Origin of the sequence: Neisseria sp. P0014.S009, from assembly GCF_051958155.1 — a bacterium.
GTDB lineage: Bacteria > Pseudomonadota > Gammaproteobacteria > Burkholderiales > Neisseriaceae > Neisseria > Neisseria flavescens_C.
This window is the reverse complement of the sequence record NZ_JBQCVS010000010.1, coordinates 12816-38610: the sequence shown is the minus strand read 5'-3', so window position 1 is coordinate 38610 and position 25795 is coordinate 12816. Positions and strand designations below refer to the sequence as shown.

The 25795-nt window shown below is 46.5% G+C and carries 22 protein-coding genes, 1 pseudogene and 1 CRISPR repeat array; of the genes and pseudogenes, 19 read left to right on the top strand and 4 right to left on the bottom strand.

The genetic code is table 11. From position 1 onward, the window contains the following. Positions 1–19 precede the first annotated feature (19 nt). The 12 genes and pseudogenes from ACTHS4_RS08345 (at position 20) to fghA (ending at position 12967) form a co-directional block, all read left to right on the top strand. Positions 20–1342: a nucleotide-binding domain-containing protein gene (locus ACTHS4_RS08345; protein ID WP_440365711.1), complete on the top strand. Its 1323-nt coding sequence runs from the start codon at positions 20–22 to the stop codon at positions 1340–1342. Continuing rightward, a complete protein-coding gene (locus tag ACTHS4_RS08340) occupies positions 1335–1901 on the top strand; it encodes an SLATT domain-containing protein (protein ID WP_440365710.1) in 567 nt (188 codons plus the stop codon). The genes ACTHS4_RS08345 and ACTHS4_RS08340 overlap by 8 nt, the downstream gene beginning before the upstream one ends. A gap of 53 nt (positions 1902–1954) precedes the next feature. After that, the gene (cas5c, locus tag ACTHS4_RS08335) at positions 1955–2629 is read left to right on the top strand and encodes a type I-C CRISPR-associated protein Cas5c (protein WP_440365722.1); all 675 of its coding nucleotides are present in this window, start codon (positions 1955–1957) and stop codon (positions 2627–2629) included. After that, complete coding sequence (gene cas8c / locus ACTHS4_RS08330; protein ID WP_440365709.1) at positions 2626–4407, top strand: type I-C CRISPR-associated protein Cas8c/Csd1; 1782 nt, start codon at positions 2626–2628, stop codon at positions 4405–4407. The genes cas5c and cas8c overlap by 4 nt, the downstream gene beginning before the upstream one ends. 11 nt (positions 4408–4418) lie before the next feature. Further along, positions 4419–5285 carry a type I-C CRISPR-associated protein Cas7/Csd2 gene (gene cas7c / locus ACTHS4_RS08325; RefSeq protein WP_440365708.1) on the top strand — a complete coding sequence of 289 codons (867 nt, stop codon included), beginning with the start codon at positions 4419–4421 and terminating at the stop codon, positions 5283–5285. A gap of 15 nt (positions 5286–5300) precedes the next feature. After that, positions 5301–5960, top strand: a complete 660-nt coding sequence (gene cas4, locus ACTHS4_RS08320) for a CRISPR-associated protein Cas4 (protein WP_440365707.1) — start codon at positions 5301–5303, stop codon at positions 5958–5960. 27 nt (positions 5961–5987) lie between these two features. Further along, positions 5988–7685 (top strand): DUF262 domain-containing protein, encoded by a 1698-nt coding sequence (locus tag ACTHS4_RS08315; RefSeq protein WP_440365706.1) that lies wholly within the window; start codon positions 5988–5990, stop codon positions 7683–7685. A gap of 108 nt (positions 7686–7793) precedes the next feature. Continuing rightward, positions 7794–8807, top strand: a complete 1014-nt coding sequence (gene cas1c / locus ACTHS4_RS08310) for a type I-C CRISPR-associated endonuclease Cas1c (protein WP_440365705.1) — start codon at positions 7794–7796, stop codon at positions 8805–8807. Between the two features lie 74 nt (positions 8808–8881). Next, on the top strand, positions 8882–9175 hold the full coding sequence (cas2, locus tag ACTHS4_RS08305) for a CRISPR-associated endonuclease Cas2 (protein WP_440365704.1): 294 nt from the start codon (positions 8882–8884) through the stop codon (positions 9173–9175). Positions 9176–9363: 188 nt separating this feature from the next. Next, positions 9364–10322: a CRISPR direct-repeat array (repeat unit 32 nt; unit sequence CCAGCCGCCTTCAGGCGGCTGTGTGTTGAAAC). 318 nt (positions 10323–10640) lie between these two features. Continuing rightward, positions 10641–10901: pseudogene (locus ACTHS4_RS08300) on the top strand (HDIG domain-containing metalloprotein); the annotation flags it as partial. A 93-nt stretch (positions 10902–10994) separates the two neighbouring features. Next, positions 10995–12131, top strand: coding sequence for an S-(hydroxymethyl)glutathione dehydrogenase/class III alcohol dehydrogenase (locus ACTHS4_RS08295; protein ID WP_070826860.1), 1137 nt, complete (start codon positions 10995–10997; stop codon positions 12129–12131). An 8-nt stretch (positions 12132–12139) separates the two neighbouring features. Continuing rightward, positions 12140–12967 (top strand): S-formylglutathione hydrolase, encoded by an 828-nt coding sequence (fghA, locus tag ACTHS4_RS08290; protein WP_070826862.1) that lies wholly within the window; start codon positions 12140–12142, stop codon positions 12965–12967. A gap of 150 nt (positions 12968–13117) precedes the next feature. Here fghA and rtcR read toward each other — a convergent pair whose 3' ends face one another. Continuing rightward, positions 13118–14746, bottom strand: a complete 1629-nt coding sequence (gene rtcR, locus ACTHS4_RS08285; RefSeq protein WP_070826864.1) for an RNA repair transcriptional activator RtcR — start codon at positions 14744–14746, stop codon at positions 13118–13120. Positions 14747–14760: 14 nt separating this feature from the next. Then, positions 14761–15516, bottom strand: a complete 756-nt coding sequence (locus ACTHS4_RS08280) for a tRNA(His) guanylyltransferase Thg1 family protein (RefSeq protein ID WP_440365721.1) — start codon at positions 15514–15516, stop codon at positions 14761–14763. Positions 15517–16548: 1032 nt separating this feature from the next. On the opposite strand from ACTHS4_RS08280, the gene ACTHS4_RS08275 reads away from it, so the two are divergent. The 3 genes from ACTHS4_RS08275 to ACTHS4_RS08265 all read left to right on the top strand — a co-directional run bounded on the left by ACTHS4_RS08275 (position 16549) and on the right by ACTHS4_RS08265 (position 20343). Further along, a complete protein-coding gene (locus tag ACTHS4_RS08275; protein ID WP_440365703.1) occupies positions 16549–18123 on the top strand; it encodes a vWA domain-containing protein in 1575 nt (524 codons plus the stop codon). Between the two features lie 88 nt (positions 18124–18211). Further along, positions 18212–19690: an RNA ligase gene (locus tag ACTHS4_RS08270; RefSeq protein WP_440365702.1), complete on the top strand. Its 1479-nt coding sequence runs from the start codon at positions 18212–18214 to the stop codon at positions 19688–19690. Positions 19691–19782: 92 nt separating this feature from the next. After that, positions 19783–20343 (top strand): hypothetical protein, encoded by a 561-nt coding sequence (locus ACTHS4_RS08265; RefSeq protein WP_003746257.1) that lies wholly within the window; start codon positions 19783–19785, stop codon positions 20341–20343. An 87-nt stretch (positions 20344–20430) separates the two neighbouring features. Here the strand turns inward: ACTHS4_RS08265 and ACTHS4_RS08260 are convergent, their stop codons facing one another. Beyond that, a complete protein-coding gene (locus ACTHS4_RS08260) occupies positions 20431–20874 on the bottom strand; it encodes an RpiB/LacA/LacB family sugar-phosphate isomerase (protein WP_371460093.1) in 444 nt (147 codons plus the stop codon). 86 nt (positions 20875–20960) lie between these two features. On the opposite strand from ACTHS4_RS08260, the gene ACTHS4_RS08255 reads away from it, so the two are divergent. From ACTHS4_RS08255 to ACTHS4_RS08245, 3 genes are all read left to right on the top strand, one after another. Continuing rightward, positions 20961–21614, top strand: coding sequence for a phosphoesterase (locus tag ACTHS4_RS08255; RefSeq protein ID WP_371460092.1), 654 nt, complete (start codon positions 20961–20963; stop codon positions 21612–21614). A 137-nt stretch (positions 21615–21751) separates the two neighbouring features. Then, positions 21752–22216: a dihydroneopterin triphosphate diphosphatase gene (nudB, locus tag ACTHS4_RS08250; protein WP_371460091.1), complete on the top strand. Its 465-nt coding sequence runs from the start codon at positions 21752–21754 to the stop codon at positions 22214–22216. Positions 22217–22300: 84 nt separating this feature from the next. Continuing rightward, a complete protein-coding gene (locus ACTHS4_RS08245; RefSeq protein WP_003678634.1) occupies positions 22301–22834 on the top strand; it encodes an inorganic diphosphatase in 534 nt (177 codons plus the stop codon). A gap of 202 nt (positions 22835–23036) precedes the next feature. Here ACTHS4_RS08245 and ACTHS4_RS08240 read toward each other — a convergent pair whose 3' ends face one another. After that, positions 23037–23663 (bottom strand): hypothetical protein, encoded by a 627-nt coding sequence (locus tag ACTHS4_RS08240; protein ID WP_070826878.1) that lies wholly within the window; start codon positions 23661–23663, stop codon positions 23037–23039. A 296-nt stretch (positions 23664–23959) separates the two neighbouring features. On the opposite strand from ACTHS4_RS08240, the gene cysI reads away from it, so the two are divergent. Continuing rightward, on the top strand, positions 23960–25717 hold the full coding sequence (gene cysI, locus ACTHS4_RS08235; RefSeq protein ID WP_070826880.1) for an assimilatory sulfite reductase (NADPH) hemoprotein subunit: 1758 nt from the start codon (positions 23960–23962) through the stop codon (positions 25715–25717). Positions 25718–25795 lie beyond the last annotated feature (78 nt).

The window sequence follows — 25795 nt, the reverse complement described above, 5'->3', positions numbered from 1 at the left end:
TAACCATAAAGGAAACAAAATGAGTATTTCACAGATGTTTGAAGAATTTATCGATAACCTGGCGATTTCTAATAAACAGACAATAAGTGATCGTTATGCAGAATTAACTAAAACATTAAATAAACAGTTCCGTGATTCAGATTCTGAAACGGCGAATACTTTACAAGTAGGATCGTTTGGACGGAAAACAGGTATTAATGGAATTTCTGACTTAGATATGTTGTATATCATGCCCAAGTCTAGTTGGGATACTTATAACAATGCTCAAAATGGGCAATACAAACTACTTTCTGATACAAAAGAGGCTATATTAAACCGTTATTCACGCACGGATGTTAGTGTTGATAGGTTGGTTGTTACTGTAACTTTTTCTAACTTTTATATTGAGGTTCAGCCTGTTTTTGAGCAGGAGGATGGAAGTTTTAAATATCCTGATACTAAAAATGGAGGAAGTTGGAAAATTACCAAACCACGAGAAGAAATAGATGAAATTTCTTCTGCTGATAAAGATAAAAATCAGAATTTACGGCGTTTGTGCAAAATGGCACGAGCTTGGAAAAATAAACATGGTATAGCAATGGGAGGACTACTTATTGATACGCTAGCTTATAATTTTTTGAAATCAACAGATGATTATGATGATAAAAGTTTTTCTTATTATGATTGGCTCAGTAGAGACTTTTTTAAATACTTGTCTGAATTACCAGAACAAACAGAATATGCTGCATTGGGTAGCAAACAAAGAGTCAAGGTAAAGAAAAAATTTCAGAAGAAAGCAAAAAAAGCCTATGACTTGTGCTTGAAGGCTATTGATGCCGAAAATCAAAGCAGTGGAAATGATAAATGGAAAAAAATTTATGGGCGACCATTTCCTGCCAAAAAAACTGAAATGGCAATGGAGTCTCTTTCTAAAAGTTATTCTCAGGGTTGGAAGAATACGGAAGAATTTATTGAAGATAAATTTCCGATTGATATTCGTGAATATCTAAAGATTGACTGTGAAGTAAAACAAAACGGTTTTCGCAAATTTTTACTCAGATATGCTTTGCTGCATAGAATTCCTCTAAAATCTAGAAAGAACTTATTATTTCATATAGTGGAATGTTCAGTTTCTGAACCTTATGATATTTATTGGAAAGTATTAAATAGAGGAGAAGAAGCTAAAAGAAGAGATTGTATTCGAGGGCAAATCTTTAAAGATGAAGGGTATAAACAAAGAAAAGAACAAACAGATTTTTATGGTGATCATATCGTTGAATGCTACTGCGTTAAAAATGGCGTGGTTGTAGCTAAAGATAGAATCCATGTTCCAATTGTTACGGATGGAAGTGATTATGACTAATGAAGAAAAAATTTTAGAAGGGCAGTTACGAGAATGTTATGGGCGAGTAGTTTACACTCATAAAACACATGAAAAGCATGCGGATGCTCTAATCAAAAAAAATTCTTGTATAAAATGGGGACAGATTATTCTTTCAGCAATTATTGCTGGTGGAGTAATTACCATGCTTTTTGAATTTTGCCCTGAATATAAAAAACTTGCCGAAGTTATTGTAGCAATAATATCCACTATCCTACTTGTTCTTAATTCTTATACAAAAGATTATGACTTGGGAGCAATTGCACAAAAACATCGTCAAGTAGCCGCAGAAATTTGGCTTATTCGTGAAAAATATCTGACACTTTTAACTGCCCTTCACATGAAGCAGCAATCACTTGATGAAATTTGCTTACAAAGGGATAAATTATTAGAAGATTTGCATAGTATTTATTCCGGCGCACCGAGTACAAATTTTAAAGCTTATAAAAAAGCACAGGATGCCCTTAAAAACATGGAAGATATGACATTTTCTGTTGAGGAGATAGATAAATTTCTTCCAAAAGAATTGAGACGAACATGAAAATCCATAAAACGTCGTCTGAAACCGCACTTTCCAACCACAAGGAGAATCAAATGAACCAAATCCGCCTACACATTTGGGGCGATTATGCCTGTTTTACCCGTCCGGAGATGAAGGTGGAGCGGGTGTCTTATGATGTCATCACACCGTCGGCGGCGCGCGGGATTTTGGCGGCGGTGCATTGGAAGCCGGCGATTCGGTGGGTGATTGACCGGATTTATGTGTTAAAGCCGATTCGGTTTGAGTCGGTGCGACGCAATGAGTTGGGCGGCAAGATTTCGGCGGGTAAGGTCAGCGGGGCGATGAAGCGCAAGAGCGTTGCCGATTTATATACGCTGATTGAAGACGACCGCCAGCAGCGCGCGGCGACGGTGCTTAAAGACGTGGCGTATGTGATTGAAGCCCATGCGGTGCTGACTGCAAAAGCGGGAGCGGATGAGACCGTTACCAAGCATGTTGAGATGTTCAAACGCCGTGCGAAAAAGGGGCAATGTTTCCAGCAGCCTTGTTTGGGCGTGCGCGAATTTCCTGCCGATTTTGCGTTGATTGACGAAGGCGAGTCGCTGCCGCCGTCCGATTTATTGGCAAGCGAGGCAAACCGTGATTTGGGCTGGATGCTGCATGATATTGATTTTGACCACGGCAACACGCCGCATTTTTTCCGCGCACAAATGAAAGACGGCGTGATTGATGTGCCACCGTTTTACGCCGAGGAGGTGAAAGCATGATTCTTGCGTCCCTGGCCCGTTATTACCGCCGTTTGGCAGCGAAAACCGATGAAATGGGCAACCCGAAAGTGCCGCCTTATGGCTTTAGCGAGGAAAAAATCGGCTGGATTTTGGTGTTGGATAAAGAAGGCCGTCTGAAAACTGCTGTGCCGAATCTGACTGCCGATAAAAAGCCGCAGCCGAAGCTGATGAGCGTGCCTCAATCCTTCAAACGCCCTGGTACTACACCCAAGCCATTTTTTCTGTGGGATAAAACTTCTTATTCGCTTGGCGTGGAAGCCAATAAAAACAAAGCTGCAGCAAAAGAAAAACCGTTTACGTCGTCTGAAAAAACCTTTGACGCCTTTAAGCAATACCATCTCGATTTACTGCAAAACAGCGACGATGAAGGCTTGCAAGCCTTGTGCCATTTTCTGCAAAACTGGCAGCCTGCACATTTTGCTGCCGAAAATCTGCCTGCCGAAATGCTAGATGCCAATATCGCATTTTCTCTTGAAAAACCGACCGCACTTATCCATAAACGCGAAGCCGCGCAAACCTTGTGGGCAGGCTGCCTGAAAAGCGACGAAGCGCTCGAAGGCTTGTGCTTGATTAGCGGCGACACCGCCCCGATTGCGCGGCTGCATCCTGCAATTAAAGGCGTGTTTGGTGGGCAAAGCTCCGGCGGTTCGATTATTTCGTTCAATAAAGAAGCCTTTGCCTCTTTTGGTAAAGAGCAAGGCGCAAATGCGCCCGTTTCAGAACAATCCGCGTTTGCTTACACCACCGCGCTGAATTATCTGTTGCGCCGCGAAAACAATCACTGCTTGACCATTGGTGACGCCAGCACGGTCTTTTGGGCGGAAGCGGACGATAACGCGACCGCGCAAGCTGCCGAAGGCTTCTTCGCGCAAGTGTTCACGCCGCCGGATGACGAACAAGAAAGCGCCAAAGTTTTCAACGTATTGGAACAGATCGGCAAAGGTCGTCCGCTGCAAGAAATTGCGCCCGAACTTTCTGCCAATACCCGTTTTTATATCTTAGGGCTTGCCCCTAATGCCGCGCGGATTTCTGTTCGGTTTTGGCTGGATACCACGTTTGGGCAGCTGGCGAAAAATTTGGCGCAGCATTGGCAAGATTTAGCCCTTAAGCCGTGCGCGTGGAAAACGCCGCCGTCTATTTGGCGACTCTTATTGCAAACTGCTGTATTGGGCAAAAGCGAAAACATCTCGCCCGTATTGGCTGGTGAAATGACCCGCGCCGTGATTTGCGGCACGCCGTATCCCTTGAGTTTGCTGTCGCAACTGATTACCCGAATCCGCGCCGACGGCGACGTGAACGGTCTACGCGTGGCAATGATGAAAGCCGTATTAGAGCGGCGTTTTAGAAAAGGTTTTATCGAAGAAGGAGTTCCTATGAGTTTGAACAATGAAAGCCCGAATCGCGCCTATCTTTTAGGGCGGCTGTTTGCCGTGTTGGAGCGCATCCAATATCAGGCGCTGGGCGAACTAAACGCAGGCATTGCCGACCGCTATTACGGCTCTGCATCCGCCGTGCCGTTTTCGGTTTTTCCGCGCCTTTTATCGGGTGCAAAACACCATTTATCGCGCTTGCGTAAAGACAAAGCGGGCATGGCGGTGAATTTAGATAAAGATTTGGGCGAAATCATTGCCAAACTGCCCGAAACCTTTCCGCGCCATTTGAGCATTGACGAGCAAGGCCGCTTCGCCATCGGCTATTACCATCAAAAACAAAGCTATTTTGCTAAAAAAGAAACCGCTGAAACCATTGAAAACTAAGGAGCCAGAAAATGTCTGCCATTCAAAACCGCTATGAATTTGTTTACTTTTTTGATGTCACCAACGGCAACCCCAACGGTGATCCCGATGCGGGCAATATGCCGCGTCTTGATCCTGAATCCAGCAAAGGCTTGGTAACTGACGTCTGCCTGAAACGCAAAATTCGTAATTTTGTAGAAATCAGCAGCGAAAACGAAGCCGGTTACGAAATCTACGTGAAAGAAAAAAGCGTGTTAAACCTGCAAAACAAACGCGCTTATGAAGCACTTGGTATTGAATCTGAAGCCAAAAAACTGCCAAAAGACGAAGCCAAAGCCCGCGACATTACAGCTTGGATGTGCAAAAACTTCTTCGATATCCGCACCTTTGGCGCCGTGATGACCACCGAAGTCAATAGCGGACAAGTGCGCGGCCCGGTACAACTGGCGTTTGCCCAATCCATCGACCCGATTGTGCCGCTGGAAGTTTCCATCACCCGCATGGCGGTAACCAACGAAAAAGACTTGGAAAAAGAACGCACTATGGGGCGCAAATACATCGTCTCTTACGCGCTCTACCGTGTGCACGGCTTTATCTCCGCCAACCTTGCCGCTAAAACTGGTTTTTCAGACGACGACTTAGCCAAACTCTGGCAAGCCCTGCAACTGATGTTTGAACACGACCACTCCGCCGCCCGTGGCGAAATGGCAGCACGCAAACTGATTGTCTTCAAACACGACAGTGCGCTCGGCAGCCAGCCTGCACATAAATTGTTTGACGCCGTGAAAGTCGAACGCGTAAACGGCGAATCAGGTACGCCCGCAAGCGGTTTTGGTGATTACAAAATCAGCGTGGTTTCAGACGGCCTAAATGGCGTGAGTGTGGAAGAGTTACTTTAAAAAATACTTAAAAAGATGACCGCACTTTTAACCGAAACCCAAGGGGAAAATCAGGACACGCGCCTGATTCCCCTTTCCGCACTACAACACTACGCCTTCTGTCCGCGCCAATGTGCCTTGATTCACAACGAGCAGGCGTGGGCGGAGAATTATTTGACCGCGCAGGGCAAAGCGCTACATGAGCGGGTGGATTCGGGCGAGCCAGAAACGCGCAAAGGCGTGCGTTTTGAGCGGACGGTGCACGTGTCTGCGGAAAAACTGGGCATCAGCGGCGTGTTGGATTTGGTGGAAGTGGAAACAAAAACAGGTCGTCTGAAACCCGTGGAATACAAACGCGGCAAGCCTAAACCCGACTCGATGGACGAAATTCAACTCTGCGCCCAAGGCTTGTGCTTGGAAGAAATGACGGGGCAGACCGTCTCTGAGGGGGCGCTGTGGTATATGCAAACCCGCCACCGCGTCCCCATCGTCTTTTCAGACGACCTGCGCGCCCAAACACTCACCACCATCGCCGCCGTGCACAAACTCCTAAACAGCGGCCAAACCCCGCGGCCCGACTACGGCAAACGCTGCAAAGCCTGCTCGCTAGTGGAGATTTGCCAGCCGGAGTTGCTGGGGAAACGGGATAGGAGCGTAGGATATGTGGCGGGGTTGTTTGAGTTAGAGAATAACTGAATTTATTTTATTTTTGAGGTAATTAATATGGCAAATTGGAAAACATACCGTATTTCTGATGTGATTAATGAAATTGATGAAGGTAAATATGTCTTACCTGTGATTCAAAGGTCTTTGGTGTGGACAGAAGAAAAAATGGAATTATTATTTGACACCTTATTAAAAGGAGATAGTTTCAGTGGTGTGATAGCCATAAAAGAAGAAAAAGGTAAGATGCCTTTATTTAATTATCGTCGATTCAGCAAAACTGGCGAACTGGTTAATAGTAAAGAAATTGATAAATTAGAACAAACTCAATTTTTTATCATTGATGGACAACAGCGGTTACAAACTTTTTATATGGGATTAATGGGTAGTGTAAATGGAAAATATTTATATTTTGATTTATATAGTAACTATTTATCTCAATACGAGTTTAAATTTGAAAAAGACAAAAGTTCATTACCGTCATCATCTAAAGATGATGGCAGGAGCCTATCAAGACACTTATGGTATGAGGCTGGTACATTATTAAACAAATTAAAAGATACCAATGATGAAGAGCAAATTGCAGATGAATTAATTGATGATTTTGATGTTAAAGATGAATTAGAAAGAGATCACATCAAAAAGAATATTAAAGCGTTTTATAAAAATATTATTTCATCGGATAGTCTTGGTGTTTCTATTGTAAATATCAATAAAACCAGACCGGATCTTGAAAATAGACAGCGTATTGTGGAATTGTTTAGAAGACTAAATGATGGTGGTACAAAATTATCTTCATTTGATTTAGTTGCCTCTATTTTAAAAGGCTTTGATTGGAGGATGGAGGGCTTTCTAAGAGAGATTTTATCTCAATATGATGATATTGGTCTCACACAAGATAATTTGATTAAACTCATATTTATTCTGCAGGATAATCATAATAAAGAAATGGCTAACATAGAAGATAGTGATGCCAATTTTGCAATTCTTAATAAAGAAAAAATTGAATCTTCTTTATATGCAACAAAACAATTTTTAAAACATTCAAAATTGTATGATTATTATAAAGATGGCAGTCGTTCGTTTATACCACTATTTTTTATTGCATATCATTTGTTTCATAAAAAATTAGAGTCAGATAAAATAAAATCATATTTTAATAATTTTGAAACTGGTAATTCTGATTATATTCCAATGAAAAACTGGTTGTATCATTCTTTATTAAATGGTGTATTTCGTAGCCGAGGAGCTGGTTGGGTATCTTATAAAACAGGGATTAGGAAATTGCTCAGCGTGATTAAAGATTTTAAAAATGAAGAATTTCCAGTGAAAGATTTATTTGATGTTTACATTCAACATCCCTTAAACTTTGAGCTAAATTACTCTAAAGAATCTTTAAATAACTTAGATTCTTCTTTTGTTTATTATTTAATATATGATCGTAAAGAGAGCTTGAGAATTAATGATGTTGATCACATCATGCCAAAATTTATTTTGCAAAGCTACAACTACTCTTGGGATAAGATTAATAGCATTTCAAATTATCAACTATTAGATTATTCAACAAATAGAGGGAATAAAAATTCAAGCTCATTTAATGATTGGATTAATAATAAAGATAATGTTAAAGATAAAAAGCAGTATGTGAAAATTCATCTTATACCAGATGACGAAAGTTTATGGTTAGAGAAAGAGTTTGAGAAATTTATTGATAAGAGGGCGGAGTTAATCATTGAAAAAATATCGTCTTATTTGTAGAGATTACTATGTTGAGTTATCGCGTTCACCCTAATCCAATCTACCAATAATTTTCAGGTGACCCAACTATCACACTCAAAGTACGTTCAATCCCCAAGGAGTTTCCCCATGCGCAAACTGCAAAACACGCTCTACATCACCACCCAAGGTAGCTATCTGCATAAGGAGCGGGAGACGCTGGTGGTGGAGCAGGAGCGCAAGAAAGTGGCGCAGTTGCCGGTGCATTCCATCGGGCATATTTTCTGTTTTGGTAATGTGCTGGTGTCGCCGTTTCTGCTGGGGTTTTGCGGTGAAAATAATGTGAATTTAGCGTTTTTTACTGAAAACGGACGTTTCTTGGGGCGGCTTCAGGGGCGGCAGAGCGGCAATGTGCTGCTGCGTCGGGTGCAGTATCGGGTGTCGGAGCAAAATCCCGTGCCGATTGCGCGTAATATCATTGCGGCGAAGATTCAGGCGAGTAAACGGGTGCTTCAGCGGCAGATTCGCAATTACGGCGAGAATGCAGCGATTCAAAGTGCGGTCGATTCTTTAAACATTTCGCTGCGGCAGTTGAAGGGGGCGGCGGAGCTGGACGTGGTGCGCGGCATTGAAGGCGATGCGGCGGCGCGTTATTTCGGCGTGTTCGGGCAGCTTTTGAGCGAAAAAAGCGGCTTTTCTTTTGACGGGCGCAACCGCCGTCCGCCCAGAGACGGAGTGAATGCGCTGTTGTCGTTTGTGTACAGCATTCTGGGCAAGGACATCAGCGGCGCGCTGCAAGGCGTGGGGCTTGACCCACAGGTGGGTTTTCTGCACGCCGACCGACCGGGGCGCGACAGTCTGGCGCAGGATATTTTGGAAGAATTCCGCGCGTGGTGGGCGGACAGGCTGGTGCTGTCGCTGATTAACCGCGGGCAAATCAAACCGCAGGATTTTGTTACCGAGGCAAGCGGCGCGGTAAGCTTAAAAGCCGATGCACGTAAGCTCTTGTTCCAAGCCTTGCAGGCGAAAAAGCAGGAGAAAATCGTTCATCCGTTTTTAGGCGAAGAAGTGGAAATCGGGCTGCTGCCGTATATTCAGGCAATGCTGTTGGCGCGGCACTTGCGCGGGGATTTGGCGGAATACCCGCCGTTTTTGATGAGATAGGTTTGCAGGTCGTCTGAAAACGGGTTGGATGTTTTCAGACGACCTCTAAAGCAGCCTGCACATGGGAATACAAAATGCTGATGCTGATTACTTATGATATTTCGCTGGAAGACGCGGAAGGACCGGCAAGGCTGCGGCGCGTGGCGAAATTGTGTCTGGACTACGGCGTGCGCGTGCAGTATTCGGTGTTCGAATGCGACATTGCGCCCGACCAGTGGGTTGTTTTAAAGGACAAACTCTTGAAAATCTACAACCCCGAAACCGACAGCCTGCGCTTTTACCATCTGGGCAGCAAATGGCGGCGCAAAGTAGAACATCACGGCGCAAAACCGGCGTTGGATGTGTTTAAGGATACGTTGATTGTGTGAATCGCCAACCTGCGGTTCTCATGAAAATGCGGCAGGGTTGGTGAATTGGGATTGTTCTTTAACAATCAGGATATTATGAATGCGAGTGTAACGGAAAAGGCTGTGTTATACTCGCGTTCGCGCTTTTCTTGGGAGCTTAGCGAGATTAGGTTTGTGAAACCTGATGGAGCAAGGCTTTTGAGAGAGGCTCAGCCGCCTTCGGGCGGCTGTGTGTTGAAACAACCCATAGACTAACAGGAACAAGAGTATATAGGCCAGCCGCCTTCGGGCGGCTGTGTGTTGAAACAAGAAATGGTTACAAAACCACTGATGGGCATGATCAGCCGCCTTCGGGCGGCTGTGTGTTGAAACTTCGTAAACACGCGCCAAATCCTCCACGCTCTTGCAGCCGCCTTCGGGCGGCTGTGTGTTGAAACTGCAAATGGGAGGGCGGGGGGTTTCCGCTGCTAATCCAGCCGCCTTCGGGCGGCTGTGTGTTGAAACTGCCTGTACGTTTTCAAAAGTGGCTGTTTGGCACTGCAGCCGCCTTCGGGCGGCTGTGTGTTGAAACTGCTTGATACGATTGCAGAATACATGGGCAAATCCAGCCGCCTTCGGGCGGCTGTGTGTTGAAACTTCGCGCATTTTTTGCAGCCAGCCTTTGGCAACCCAGCCGCCTTCAGGCGGCTGTGTGTTGAAACCAGTTTTTAAAGGCCGAGACATCCGAACAATCGACCAGCCGCCTTCAGGCGGCTGTGTGTTGAAACAGCAGGAATTTTGTTTCTTCCTTTTACCCAACTATTCCAGCCGCCTTCAGGCGGCTGTGTGTTGAAACTATTTCCTGAATTTTTCGGCAAAATGTCCTCAATCCAGCCGCCTTCAGGCGGCTGTGTGTTGAAACTGAGCATCCGATGATGCTTAAAAGTGATGCCACTAACCAGCCGCCTTCAGGCGGCTGTGTGTTGAAACAAGCAGGGAAGATAGGCATTTGATGGAAGAAATGCCAGCCGCCTTCAGGCGGCTGTGTGTTGAAACGATTATTTCTGAATTACTTGTGATAACTTTTATCCCCAGCCGCCTTCAGGCGGCTGTGTGTTGAAACATCAAGAGGGCGCAGGCGAGAAAGAGGGCGATGCCCAGCCGCCTTCAGGCGGCTGTGTGTTGAAACAAAGTAAGGCATTTAGTGGCACAAGGTCGTCTAAACCAGCCGGCTGGGTGTTGAAACTCTGCCACCGTATCTTATGTCTGAGTAAGGAAGAGGGGCTGTATGTTCAAATATCGTCCAAGCAGACCGCTCTTCTTTTGATCCTTTGCTTTCCGAAGCTTTAGTGAAAGCTGTGAAGGATATTAGAAGCAAGTTATAAAGGTTAATCGATAACAATGCCGTCTGAAAAAGTTTCAGACGGCATTTTTTCTATTTGCATATTAAATTTAATATCATATTATCATTGCATCTGTATCAATTTGAATTTTTTAGAATTTCAATATGAAACCCCTAATTTACTACGCCCATTCCGCGCAAGATAAACTCGGTAATCTCTTACCTTACGAACGTTGGCAAACCTTGCAAAGCCATTCTGTGAATGTTGGCGAAATGGCGGCGGAGTTTGCTCGGGTATTCGGTGCACAGGAAATTGCCTGCCAGACGGGACAGCTTCATGACTTAGGGAAATATTCCGAAACCTTTGACCACCGTTTGCATGGCGGCTCATCAGTCCATCATACTACCGCCGGAGCCAAAATTGCAAAAACGCTTGCTTCAGGGTGGGTTCCAAAGTATAACCTGTGGTTATCTTACTTAGGCTAGATAACTTTATTAATAAATTAAAAGGCAAAAATAATGGAAATTAAACAAACCAACTTAACCATCAAATCTCGTGCGGCGGTGGCATTCGCCCCAAATCAACCCTTACAAATTGTGGAAATCGACATAGAAATGCCGCGCAAAGGCGAGGTGTTAATTCGTAACACTCACACGGGCGTGTGCCATACTGATGCATTTACGTTATCAGGAAGCGATCCTGAAGGCGTATTCCCTGTGGTGCTTGGGCATGAAGGTGCGGGTGTGGTCGTTGCTGTGGGCGAAGGTGTGTCAAGCGTAAAACCAGGTGATCACGTTATTCCTCTTTATACCGCTGAATGTGGCGAATGTGAGTTTTGTCGTTCAGGTAAAACCAACTTATGCGTCTCAGTGCGTGATACGCAAGGTAAAGGCTTAATGCCAGATGGCACGACGCGTTTTTCTTATCAAGGTCAGCCGATCTATCACTATATGGGCTGTTCGACTTTCAGTGAATATTCTGTTGTTGCCGAAGTTTCACTGGCGAAAATCAACCCAGAAGCGAACCACGAACAAGTATGTCTGCTCGGCTGCGGTGTTACCACAGGTATTGGTGCGGTACATAACACAGCAAAAGTGCAAGAAGGCGACTCTGTTGCCGTGTTTGGCTTGGGCGCGATTGGTTTGGCGGTGGTACAAGGTGCGCGTCAAGCCAAAGCCGGTCGCATTATCGTCATTGATACCAATCCCGCAAAATTCGAGTTGGCAAAACATTTTGGTGCAACTGACTGTTTAAACCCGAACGATTACGATAAACCGATCAAAGATGTGTTGTTAGACATCAATAAATGGGGCATTGACCATACCTTTGAATGTATCGGCAACGTAAACGTAATGCGTCAAGCATTAGAAAGTGCACACCGTGGTTGGGGACAATCCATTATCATCGGCGTAGCGGGTGCAGGACAAGAAATTTCAACTCGTCCGTTCCAGTTGGTAACCGGTCGTGTTTGGAAAGGCACGGCATTTGGTGGCGTGAAAGGCCGCTCTGAACTTCCGAAAATGGTGGAAGATTCAATGAAAGGCGACATCCAGTTGGAACCATTTGTGACTCACACAATGACACTGGATCAAATCAATGAAGCCTTTGAGTTAATGCACGAAGGTAAATCGATCCGCGCTGTTATTCATTACTAAGGTACGCGATGAAACTGATTGAACAACATCAAATTTTTGGTGGTTCGCAACAAGTTTGGGCACACTACGCCCAAACGCTTCAATGCGAAATGAAATTTGCCGTCTATTTGCCGGATAATCAGGAGAATCGACCGCTTGGTGTGATTTATTGGCTTTCCGGCTTGACTTGTACGGAACAAAATTTCATTACCAAATCAGGTTTTCAGCGTTATGCGGCAGAACATCAAGTGATTGTGATTGCCCCTGATACCAGCCCTCGCGGAGAGCAAGTGCCGAATGATGCGGCTTACGATTTAGGGCAGGGTGCGGGTTTTTATCTTAATGCGACCGAGCAGCCTTGGGCGACGAATTATCAAATGTATGATTATATTTTGAATGAGTTGCCTAGTCTGATTGAGGAAAAATTTCCTACCAACGGCAAACGTTCCATTATGGGACATTCAATGGGCGGACACGGCGCATTGGTATTGGCACTGCGAAACCAGGAACGTTATCAAAGTGTTTCTGCCTTTTCGCCCATTTTGTCGCCAAGCCTTGTGCCTTGGGGAGAAAAAGTCTTTTCTGCCTATTTAGGAAAAGATCGCGAAAAATGGCAGCAATATGATGCCAACTCGCTCATTCAACAAGGCTATAAAGTACAAGGTATGCGTATTGATCAGGGCTTAGAAGATGAGTTTTTGCCGATACAATTGCGTACCGAAGATTTTATCGAAACCTGTCGTGCGGCAAATCAACCGGCCGATGTGCGCTTTCACAAAGGCTACGATCATAGCTATTACTTCATCGCCAGTTTTATTGGTGAGCATATTGCCTATCATGCGGCATTTTTGAAGTAAACCAAAGAGTGATTCGTGAATCGATCAAACGTTGGTATGAACGTTAATTTTTCATGTTAACGAAAATAAAAGGCATCGGATTGATGCCTTTTATTTTTTATAAATGATGAAAAATAATGCGATTAAAATGAGCTAGCTTGCCCACTTTATTTAAATATCCCCCCATTCCAGTCCAAACCGTTGCAAATACTTTCTCAATCGGTCGCTGTCATTAACTTTTGCCCTTTCTGTTCGGGAGACGTTGAACAATGCACGGCCGGCAGCGGCCATATTGGGATGTTTGCGGCATTCGTCGATGACATGTTGCAGTTGTAGTTTGTCGAACAAATCCAATGTGTCCCAATCGACTTTATCGGGATAGTCTTGTGTTTTTTCAGACAGCCTTTTATGTAGGAGGCCGTCTGAAAAGGGTTCTTCCGACCATAACCATTTTAGGCGTTCGATTTCAGCTTGGACTTGTTCTACCTGTATCCTGCCTTGTGGCGCGAGTGTGGCCAGGCGCATGATGCTGGCGGCGAGGTCGCGGAAGTTGCCGCGCCATGGTGCTTGGTCTGAGTGGGCGAAATCGAGGTAGGCGGCTAAGGCTTCTTTGTTGAAGCGGGTGGTTCGGCCGAGTTCTTGTGAGGCTAGGGCGAGCTGGTGTTCGACGTTGGGCTCGATGTCTTCACGACGGTCGGCAAGTGCGGGCAGTGGGTAATTCCAGATGTTGATTCGGGCGAACAGGTCTTCGCGGAAGCGTCCGGCGCGAATTTCGTGGCGTAGGTCGCGGTTGGTGCCGACGATGAGTTGGAAGTCGCTTTTGACTTCGCTGTCGCTGCCGACGGGATAAAAGTGTTTCTCTTCAATGGCTTTGAGTAACATGGCTTGTTCGTCTAAGCCCAATTCGCCAATTTCATCTAAAAACAATACACCGCCGTCAGCAGTTTTCAGATAACCTTCACGTTTTTCTGCGGCGCCGGTAAAGGCACCTTTTTTGTGGCCGAACAGGGCAGATGCTGCGCCGTCACCGCGAAGGGTGGCGCAGTTTACATCGACAAATGTGCCTTTAATCAGATGGCGTGCTTTTTTCAATTCAAAAATCCTGCGTGCCAGCATGGATTTTCCTGCGCCTGTGGGGCCGGAAAGTAGAATGGGGGAAGGGGAATTGAGTGCGACTTGTTCGATTTCGGCAATCATGCGGTTGAAGGCAGTGTTTTGGGTGGAGATGCCGCTTTTCAGGTAGCGCACTGCGTCATCGCGTACGGCGGCAAGGCGTTCTGCCAGTACGTCGTAACGAGCCAAGTCTAAATCGATGATTTCATAACTGCCGACATTGCCGTCCTCCATACTGCGTCTTTGATTTTTGGGCGGAGCGGTTTGTAACAGTACGCCGGGGATTTGACGCGATTCCACCAATAAAAACAGGCAGATTTGGGCAACGTGTGTACCCGTAGTGATGTGGGTGAGATAGGTTTCTTCTTCAATATTAAATGTATAGCCCGCTGCCCAGTCGTGCAGCTTGGTGTAAACCTCGGAAAAATCCCACGGGTTTGCCAGCTCCATAGGTACGAGATTGACGGCAGTGTGCGGCGACACATCTTGAATATCGGCTTTTACATGATCTGCCAAATCACGGTATTTCTCCGCATAGAACAGCTCCATACGGTCGAGATGAAAATCTTGACGCTGATTCATGGCGACATTTGGCCGCCATTTCAACCAACGCCCTTGACCGAAACCTTTATCCAGCACTGTACCGAGAAAGCTGATGGCGACTTGTTTTTTGGGATTGGTATTCATGTTTCAGACGGCCTTTAAATTATTTTTTCCAGGACAAACGCGCCGTAATCATCGCCCAACGGCAGCTCGAAATCCGTATGCAGGATTTGGCGTTTTACTTGTACAGTTTCGTCAGTTTTCGGATTAAAGCCTTCTTTTAAGGACGTCTGAAAATACACACCGAAGCCACGTTTCTGCCATGCGGGCAATTCGTTAAAATTGATATTGTGTTCAAACAGCAAATCATGTTTCTGCGCGCGTGTCAGGCTGCTGACGGCATCTGTAGCGCGGGACGCGCTTTCTCCTTTCTTGCGCAGCATCCAATAGCAGTGGGCGTTGAGCGCGTTGCGGTATGAGTCTTCGTGCCGCCAACGGAAATAATCGACCACCAGTTTTTCGTTCGGCAAAACGCAAACTCTGGCATCAAAAGCGGCGGTCTGCCCGTGCGCCACGGAAAAGGCGGCGCTGGCTTCACCAGCCAATACCGAAATGATTTTGCGCGTTTTGCGTTTGAACGTATCGTCGTCTCGACGCAGCAATAGTGAAATTTCATCGCTTTCCGAATAGCCGTACGCCACATTGAAGCCGCATTTCATCAAATGACGGACGGTGTGCGCCATCAAATCGCGGAAACGAATGTCGAACGGGGCTTCAAACTGCCAAATTTCCTTGGTTAGTCGTGTAAAACCGCGCCCGTCTAAGCGTACAACAATAAAATTTTCCTGTGGTACGCAAAAATCATAAGCGGTTTCGTATTGTCGCAAGCGTTTGTCCAAATCATCGAATCTCATCATATATCCTTGTATATTTTATTTTCTATATAACTATCTATAAATATATTTTTTTAGTATTCTACGCTTCTTGCTGATAAAAGCTACTTTAAAATATATTTCCTTTATATTCAATTAATTAAAAATTATTTTTATAAAAATTTTATTCTTGGCACGCTGTTGGCTATGTTGTGAATGTAACGATACAGCAGATGCTTCGGGAAATACAGTTACCGGAGAAAAATTTTCCGTAAATTTAGTTGCTGTGTGGTTACAGGGCGAATGCCAACAAGACTACATTTGGATTAACAGGTTCGAATCCTGTCTCGTCTGATAGACGTTGAACGTCTTGTTTATTTAGTCGCCCACCCTTTTCCAATATGGCAGGCAAATGCCTAGGGAAACTACAACATGGATACCCTTGTGTCGCAGGTTCGAGTCCTGCCTCTGTTATCCAAAATAACAGAGTAGCTCAGCTGGTAGAGCGAAGGCATGTTTCCCTGAAAAACTTGTTGCGTGCCATATTACTTTATACGGCAGTAGGCTGATGCTTGAAGAGAGTACATTAACCTTTCACGTTAAAACCGTTTCTCTTCATGTTTATCTGCTACGCTGCCCTCATTCGAGGCCGTCTGAAATATTCGGACGAGCTGATATAAAAACCGTTTTCGGTGCAAACGGCAAATGCCGGAGGAATTACAGCCTGCTAAGCGCGAGGTCGCGGGTTCGAATCCCGTCTCTGCCGCCAACTATGGCAGAGTAGCTCAGAGGATAGAGCGCGTAAAAATTTCTTCACTCTTCGTTGCCAGATGTGCCACCCCTTATGGGCGAATGCCATTAGGATTACATTCCTTGCTTGCTACAAACCCGAATGATCCTAATTAAACTAGCCGCCCTACGGCAGTAGGCGGATGCCCGGAAGAGAATACATTAGCTTTCAGTTAAAAACGCTTCTCTTCATCTTTAGCCGCCACACTGCCACCCATTCAAGGCCGTCTGAAAAACAAGGCTAAAACAAGTTCAGACGGCCTCAAACCAACAATATGAAAGAAAATGAAAATGGCTAATACTACCTTGTTTCAATCGATTAAAAACCGTTTTACTAAAACCGATACCCATAATGAAGCCGGCGGCATCGCCTACACGCTGACACCCAAACAACAGCTGGCCCAGCTTGCCGCTACCGGTTGTCTGAACAATACCTACTATGCCGACGCCCAAAGTCAGCTTGACCAAGTGTTGAAATTGGCGGAAAACCTGGATGCCGAGTTCATCGCCAAAACTGCCGTATATGCCCGTCAAAAAGGTTTTATGAAAGATATGCCTGCGCTGTTGCTTGCCGTGTTGGCGCAAAAAGATGTGAACATGCTCACCCGCGTATTCGATCAAGTGGCGGACAACGGTAAAATGTTGCGTAACTTCGCACAAATTATCCGCAGCGGCGCAGTCGGCAGAAAATCCTTCGGCAACCGTCCGAAAAAACTGATGCAGACTTGGCTTTTGACCGCCACCGAAAAACAACTGTTGAACGCCGCCATCGGCAATTCGCCGTCGCTGGCGGACGTGGTCAAAATGGTGCACCCCAAACCGCGAGAGGCATGGCGTGCCGCATGGTTTGCATGGCTGATCGGCAAACCTTACGACCGCGAAGCATTGCCGCCCATTACCCGCGCTTTTGAAGACTACAAACAAAGCCGAGAAGGCGAATTGCCCAACGTTCCTTTCCAAATGCTTACAGCTTTAGACTTGAACAGCGGCGACTGGGCGCAAATTGCCTGTAACGGTTCATGGCAGCAGGTTCGTCAAAACCTGAACACTTTCCTGCGCCACGAAGTGTTTGCTAAAAGCAAAAACATCAAAATGGTGGCAGAAAAACTGCGTGACGAAACCGCCATTGCCCGCGCCCGTGTTCTACCTTATCAGTTGCTGACTGCCTATCAGGCAACATCTAATCAAATGCCGTTTGAAATCTGCGAAGCGCTGCAAGACGCGATGGAAACCGCCGTACAAAATGTACCGGTCATACAAGGCAAAGTCGTGGTTTGTCCGGACGTTTCCGGCTCTATGCACAGCTCGGTTACAGGCTATCGCGGCAGTGCAATCAGCAAAACCCGCTGCATCGACATTGCCGCGCTCGTGTCCGCCGCCATGTTGCGTACGAATCCGCAAGCTCGCGTGATACCGTTTGAACAAATCACGGTAAACGTGAAGCTCAACCCACGCGACAGCATCATGACCAACGCCGAAAAACTCGCCAATATCGGCGGAGGCGGAACGGCTTGCAGCGCACCGCTTGCCATGTTGAACCGTGAAAAAGCCGACGTGGATTTGGTTGTCATTGTGTCAGACAACGAAAGTTGGGCAGATGACAGCCAACAATGGGGCGCCACAACCAGCCTGATGAAAGAGTGGGATATTCTGAAACGCCGTTGCCCAGAAGCCAAACTCGTTTGTCTGGATATCCAGCCCTACACTACGGCTCAAGCACGAAACCGTCAGGATATTTTGAACATCGGCGGCTTCTCCGACCAAGTATTCTCCCTGATTGGTTCCTTTGCCGAACGAGGTATGGGTACAGATTTCTGGGTAGAAGAGATTGAGAAAACGCCGTTGGCAGCTGTGAACTGAAGCTAAGGCCGTCTGAAAATAGGATAGAAATATTTTTCAGACGGCCTATTTATGCAGGGCAAGCTGAGAAAAAGAATAAGGAAACAAAATGCAAAAATTCATCTTAATCCGCGGCCATCAAGGTTCGGGAAAATCGACGTTTGCCGAACAAAAAGCCGCCGAATTTAAAGCGCAGTATCCGGATGCAGAAGTTGTCCATATTGAAAACGATTTGTTCATTACCGATGAATACGGTGAATATCGTTGGTCGGGTGAAGCGGTGGATAAGGCGCAGAAGCGCGGTAATGCCTTGATGACTGAAACCTTGAGACTTGGACGCCAAAATCCGAATCGGAATATTTTGATCATTAATTCCAATACCAACCAAAAGGCTTCGCGTTGCCGTCATTTATTGGATCAGGCGGAGAAAAGCGGTTTTGAAACAGAAGTTTATCGACTGCACAATTTCTATCCCAACCTGCACGGCGTAAAAGAGCATGACGTGTTGGCGGCGTATATCAAGTTAAACCAAAACCGAGTGGCAAACGAAATCCACATCGAGGCCGTGCAGCCGGCAAATGCGGAACAGTTAGAAAAAATCGAACAGATGCAGGCTATCGAGCATAAGCCGCTGGTGTTTGATGAGGCGCAGCAAACCTTTGTGACCGATCACTATCTGCAACACGGCAGCCGTAACTTTACTGCCAAAGCATCCAAGCGCTATCCTGAATTGCGCGTGTTGAAATACGCACGCAGCGTGTTCTATAACAACCGCTTTGATGATGCTTTGCTGGAAATGCGCGGTTTGATTATCGACGCGCATAATCGAATCATCGTGCGCCCGTTTAAAAAAGTGTTCAATTATTCGGAACGTATCGCCAAAGGCAGCCGTTATCCGATCCGAATCGGCGACGAGAGATTGGTGGATGCGGTGGTAAAAGTAAACGGCTTCCTCGGTTGCTGTACTTTCGTCTCGCTTTCAGACGGCCATCCGTCTCACGGCGCTTCGTTTGACGGCAAAGTGCTGTATTCGACTACCGGCTCGCTTGATAGCGCGTTTGCAGACATGACCGCCGCACACTGCGCGCAATACGAAACCCTGTTCCGCGCTTATCCGAATCACACTTTTTTGTTTGAAATCACAGACGCGAAAGACGTGCACATCATCCGCGAAGAATTGGGCGAGACCTTAATCGGCTGCATTGAGGTGGCAACAGGCCGTCAGTTTACTGAAGCCGAATTGGACGAAATCGGCAAACAATACGGCGTTCGCCGTCCAGAAATGCTGAAAAACATCACATTCGGCGAGCTGAAAGGCCGTCTGAAAAACGTGGAACACGAAGGCTTTATGGTGTTTGATGCTCAAACCGGCGAAATGCTGTTCAAACTCAAATCGCCGTATTACCTGATTTCCAAGTTTTTAGGACGAAGCAACGAGGGGAATATCGGCCGCAAACTCGACAAACGCCACGTCGATGAAGAATTTTATCCTTTAATCGACTACATCCACGAGCATCAGGAAGCATTCAATGCTATGTCGGAATTGGATAAAATCGCGTTTATTCAGGCATTTTTGAGACAGTTGTAAGGCCGTCTGAAAAATGCTATATGCTTGTGTTAGTATAGCGCTGGCGGATGGAGTGTTTCATCTGCCATACTTTTAGTGAATAAGGAAAAACAATGAAAAAAACAAGTATCGTTAGGAAACTGATGCTCGCCATCGCTATGCTTCCGTTAGCTGTTCAAACTGCGCAGGCTGAGGAGTTTGGGTCTTTCGGCGCTCCGCCTAAAGGCTTCAAAGTCGGCTATCAAACCGCGCAAAATGGTGTGACATTGATAGAACTTGTGCCGCAGAAACAGACTGTGGAAGACTGGACGCAAATGGTCACGCTGCAATCCATGGCAGGTATGAAACCGGGTGTTGAGCAGTTTTTCGGCAATCTTTCAGCCTCATGGCAGAATGCCTGTCCGCAAAGTAGTGTCAACCCAATAACGGCAGGTGAAGAAAACGGCTATCCATTCGCTTTGGTGATGTTGTTTTGCGCCAACAATCCGCAAACCAGCAAACCTGAATTTACTTGGATAAAAGCCGTACAGGGTAACGAAGCTTTGTACGTGAAGCAATATGCTTTCCGTTACGAGCCGACGAAGGCCGAGTTGACCAATGCCGTCATGCATTTGCGCAATTTACGCGTCTGCGACAACAGCGCAGGACATCCTTGCAATAAAAAAGGAAAATAAGCATTTAAATATTTTCAGACGGCCTTACCGGTTTTGCTAAAGCGAAACGTAACAAGGCCGTCTGAAAATATATGGAGCAACGCGTATTTATTTCCCGCGCTCGTATGTTTCAATTTCGCCGACTTTAGGTGCATAGCCGCTGCTTGTGTCGTGGCGCAAATCCAACCAGATATCGACCAATGCACAAGCGGCCGGAGCGGCAATGACGTTTTGCCCCATACACAAAACCTGCGCATCATAGTTTTCCACCGAGCCACGGAGCGTGAGTAAATCATGCGCCGTTGCCGCCCGTATGCCGCGCACTTTATTGGCGGCAATTGCCGTGCCCACGCCGGTGCCGCAAATCAATAGCGCACGGTCGGCGCGTCCTGCCGCGACTTCTTCGGCTGCGGCAAACGAGAGTTGCGGATAGCTTCCTTCTGGCGAGGATAAATCGACCAAGCTGCTGACGCGCGTGTCGTTTTGCAGATGCGTTTTGAGCGTATCTTTCAATATTGCGCCGTTGGCCGGCGCGGCAATAACCAAACGCATAAAAACTCCTTGAAGCACACAATAAACATTACTCAGCATACGCCCGCGCGTGATACGATTCAAGCCTGCAACGCAGAAAGCATGGTATGAGCAAAACCTACTTCACATCAGACCTACATTTCTCACATAAAAACATCGCCAAATTCTGCCCGCAATTTCGACCGTTCGATAACGTGGAGCAGATGGATGAATTTTTAATCCAGACATGGAATGAAACCGTTACGCCTGAAGATACGGTGTACAACTTGGGAGATTTTTCCTTTGTCCAAGACTATAAGCAGATGGAGCGAGTTTTGTCGCGTTTGAACGGGCAACATCACTTGATTTACGGCAATCATGATCATGTGATTCGGCAGCATGCCGATTTTTTCCGCAGCCAAACCAAGCATGACGGCCATCCGCTGCTGTCGTCCATACGGCCCTATTTGAAACTCAAATTGCCGGAAATTAAGAATACGCTGGTTCTCTTTCACTATCCGATACAGGAATGGGACGGCTGCTATCAGGGTTGGTATCACTTATACGGCCATTTGCATGACAGGGTTGCGGAAATCAAAGGGCGTGCTTTAAATGTCGGATTTGATTTGCACGGCCGCTTTTTGACGGCGCAAGACGTCGATAAGTTTTTGTGTGATTTACCTAAAATTTCGTATTTTGGCGAAGCAGGATTGAAGGCCAACTCGCCGGAAGAAGCGGCAGAGCTGGTGTCTTGGAAACTGGCGCAGTTAAATCAGGTATAATTTCAGACGGCCTTTGCGGATTTCCGGCAAAGGCCGTCTGAATATCAATTTCCTATTTTTGAGTGATACATGGAAAACCTTTTGGCTTACTTACTACAAAAAATCAGCCTCCCCAACCAAACCGGCAAGGACAAGTCATGAGCGGTAAGCCTTTGAAGTATCCCGTTTCCGCTTTGGTTGTTTTGTATGATAAAGACGGCAATATCCTGCTGATTGAACGCACGGCGCCGCAAGGTTTTTGGCAGTCGGTTACCGGCAGCTTGGAAGAGGGCGAGCGCATCGAAGAAACTGCATGGCGCGAAGTATTGGAAGAAACCGGTATCCGCCTTGCAGACGGACAGCTGGAAAACTGGCACGACAGCACCGTTTATGAAATCTATCATCACTGGCGCCATCGCTATCCCAAAGGCGTGTTTGAAAACCGCGAACACATCTTCTCCGCCCAAATTCCGCGCGATACGCCCATCGTCCTGCAACCGGACGAACACGTTGCCTACGGTTGGTTTGGCACGGAAGAAGCGGCGGAAAAAGTGTTTTCCCCTTCCAATAAACGCGCAATTTTAGAATTGGTCAAAAGGCTGAATGCCAAAAAGGCCGTCTGAATACGACAGTTTCACATTTTCAGACGGCCTTGGGTTTGTTATACTTTCGCCGTTTGACTCTCTTTAAAACCAAAGGAAACCATCATGGCAGACTTCAACAAAATCCTGACCCCGGGCGACGTGGACGGCGGCATCATCAACGTTGTCAACGAAATCCCAGCGGGCAGCAACCACAAAATCGAGTGGAACCGCAAACTGGCCGCTTTCCAACTCGACCGCGTTGAACCGGCAATTTTTGCCAAACCGACCAACTACGGCTTCATTCCGCAAACTTTGGACGAAGACGGCGACGAATTGGACGTATTGCTGGTGACCGAGCAGCCTTTGGCAACCGGTATTTTCCTGGAAGCACGCGTTATCGGCGTGATGAAATTCGTTGACGATGGCGAAGTGGACGACAAAATCGTCTGCGTTCCAGCCGACGACCGCAACAACGGCAACGCCTACAAAACTTTGGCCGATTTGCCGCAACAACTGATCAAACAAATCGAGTTCCACTTCAACCACTACAAAGACCTGAAAAAAGCAGGTACCACTAAAGTTGAATCTTGGGGCGATGTAGAAGAAGCGAAACAAGTCATCAAAGAATCTATCGAACGTTGGAACAAACAAGCCTAATCGGTTTGTCCCATCCAATATCAAGGCCGTCTGAAAATCAGATTTTCAGACGGCCTTTTTATATCTCAGCAGCCTATCAATCCTTCAAGCATTTTCAAACTGATATTTCAAACGAATCAATCATATTATTTTAAATAATTGTTCCCTAAAGCCGAAATTTCAGACGGCCAGAGAATAGGTTTTCTAGATTGCAATTACAGCATCAGCCCCAAAACGCTTTTTCAAATCCTGCCGCGCATTCTGGTGGCAATTCCCGTTGTAGTAAATCATGCAGAGCAGAATATAGTGCTGAAGGTATGTCGCAGCTTTCTTCATCGTAAAACTCTCCGCCTGCTTTCCGCCATTCGCACTCAAAATCATAAATTGCCAATAAGGTTTGCATTAGTATTGCTATGGAAGGTGCGACAAGGCAGCGATTTTCTATCGTACCGTAACCTGTTATCAGCCAATAAACAGGACTATCGGGGGCAGCAGTATCGGCAAAAAGAATTGAATCGTCGAACATTATGCCAAATATCGCCCATTCTTCACGCCAGCCTTGTGTAGGCAGATATTGCTTGGTCTTCCTATCCCAGCCGAAGGCCCAATCGTGCCAACTGTTGGGCAACTTGGGATAAGTTACCCAATGTAAAAACAGAGTTTCCATTTCCAGCCAATAATTGGCAAGTGGATTGTCGGAATGCCATGTACCGTCCATATGGCGGTAGAAATCTGCTAATGCACCCAAATGCAGATGACGGTTATCTTCCAGTGGGGACAGTTCCTGCAACGTTTCTGTATAGGGAAAACCAAAGGTTTGTGCGAAGGTGCGTATAAGGGAGTGAGGCATAAAGTTTGCTTGCTGTATTTTTACGGTTTAAGTCCGTGGAAGATAATGGATTATAGTGGGTTTAATTAGAATCGGGCTTGATGCAGGCTAATGATGTAAGTCATCTGTTCAATTTATTTCTAATCTGCCAACGCTCATCAGTCAGAACATAAATATAGTAAATTCAAATTAGCTATAGGTAAGTGCGGCATTTTACCGATATAACAAAATCGTCTTTAAAACAAACAAACCATTCTTTCTCATTTTCAGACGGCCTCATTAAAGTAACGCCTATACCAAAAATAAGGAGTGCTTCAATGACTGCTACCACAACCGACCCACGAGCCAAGCTACCTGAGACGCCTTTGTCCGGCAACGAAGCCTTGAAAGAGCGCAGCGATTATCTGCATGGCACGATTAAGGAAGAGTTGAAAGACGATTTTACCGGCGGCTTTACCGCCGACAACTTTCAGCTTATCCGCTTCCACGGCATGTACGAACAGGACAACCGTGATATCCGTGCCGAGCGTACCGAACAAAAACTTGAACCCTTAAAAAACATGATGTTGCGTTGCCGTCTGCCCGGCGGCATCATTACGCCGAAGCAGTGGCTGGGTATTGACAAATTTGCCGGTGAAAACACGATTTACGGCTCCATCCGCCTGACCAACCGTCAAACCTTCCAATACCACGGTATTCTGAAAACCGATTTAAAACAGGCGCATCAGGCATTGCACAAACTTGGTTTGGATTCCATTGCCACAGCCAGCGATGTCAACCGCAATGTGTTGTGTACCAGCAATCCTGTGCAAAGCACTTTACATCAAGAAGCCTATGAATGGGCGGCGCGCATCAGTATGCACCTTCTGCCGCGCACCATGGCATATGCCGATGTATGGCTGGACGGTGAAAAAGTGTTCACGACCGAGCCGACCGAGCCGCGCAATAAAGAAATTGCCGACGATGTAGAGCCGATTTTGGGTAAAACCTATTTGCCGCGCAAATTCAAAACCGCCGTTGTGATTCCGCCTGATAACGATGTGGACATTCATTCAAACGACTTGGGTTTCGTGGCGATTGCAGAAAACGGCAAGTTGGTGGGCTTCAATGTATTGGTCGGTGGCGGTTTATCCAGTGAACACGGTAATACCAAAACTTATCCGAACACTTCTTACGAATTCGGTTTCGTACCGCTGGAATACACCCTCAACGCCGCCGAAGCCGTCGTCAGCACCCAGCGCGACTGGGGCAACCGCAGCGACCGTAAAGCAGCGCGTACACGCTATACGCTGCAACGCGTCGGTGTGGATGTGTTCAAAGAAGAAGTCGAAAGACGCATGGGCATTAAATTTGAACCCATCCGCCCTTACAAATTCACCCATCGCGGCGACCATATCGGCTGGGTACAAGGGCATGAAGGCAACTGGCATTTGACTTTGTTTATTGAAAACGGCCGCCTGCTCGATTATCCCGGCAGACCGTTGAAAACAGGCATCCGCGAAATTGCCAAAATCCATCCCGGCGACTTCCGTCTGACTGCCAACCAAAATCTGGTGGTTGCCAATGTACCGCCCGAATTGAAAGACACGATTGATAAAATCGCCAAAGACCATGGCCTTATCAGCAAATCGATTACCATCCAGCGTGAGAACTCAATGGCCTGCGTTGCCTTGCCGACTTGCCCGCTGGCGATGGCGGAGGCCGAACGCTTCCTGCCGACATTCTCCGATAAAATTGATGAAATGTTCGCCAAATATGGCTTGGAAGACGAATACATCGTTTTGCGCGTAACCGGTTGTCCCAACGGTTGCGGTCGCGCCATGCTGGCGGAAATCGGTTTGGTCGGTAAAGCAGTCGGTCGCTACAACCTTTACGCAGGCGGTAACCGCGAAGGTACCCGCATCCCGCGCCTGTTTAAAGAAAACATTACCGAACCTGAAATCCTTGAAATTGTCGAAGGCTGGGTGGCCGATTGGGCGCAAAACCGACTCGATGATGAAGGCTTCGGCGATTTTGCCGTCCGCACCGGTATCGTCAAACCTGTATTAGATGCACCTCGCGATTTCTGGGCATAATGCATACAGACAACCCAACAAGTCTGCAATAAGAAAATAGAGAAGGGCTAAAGGCCGTCTGAAAATCAGATTTTCAGA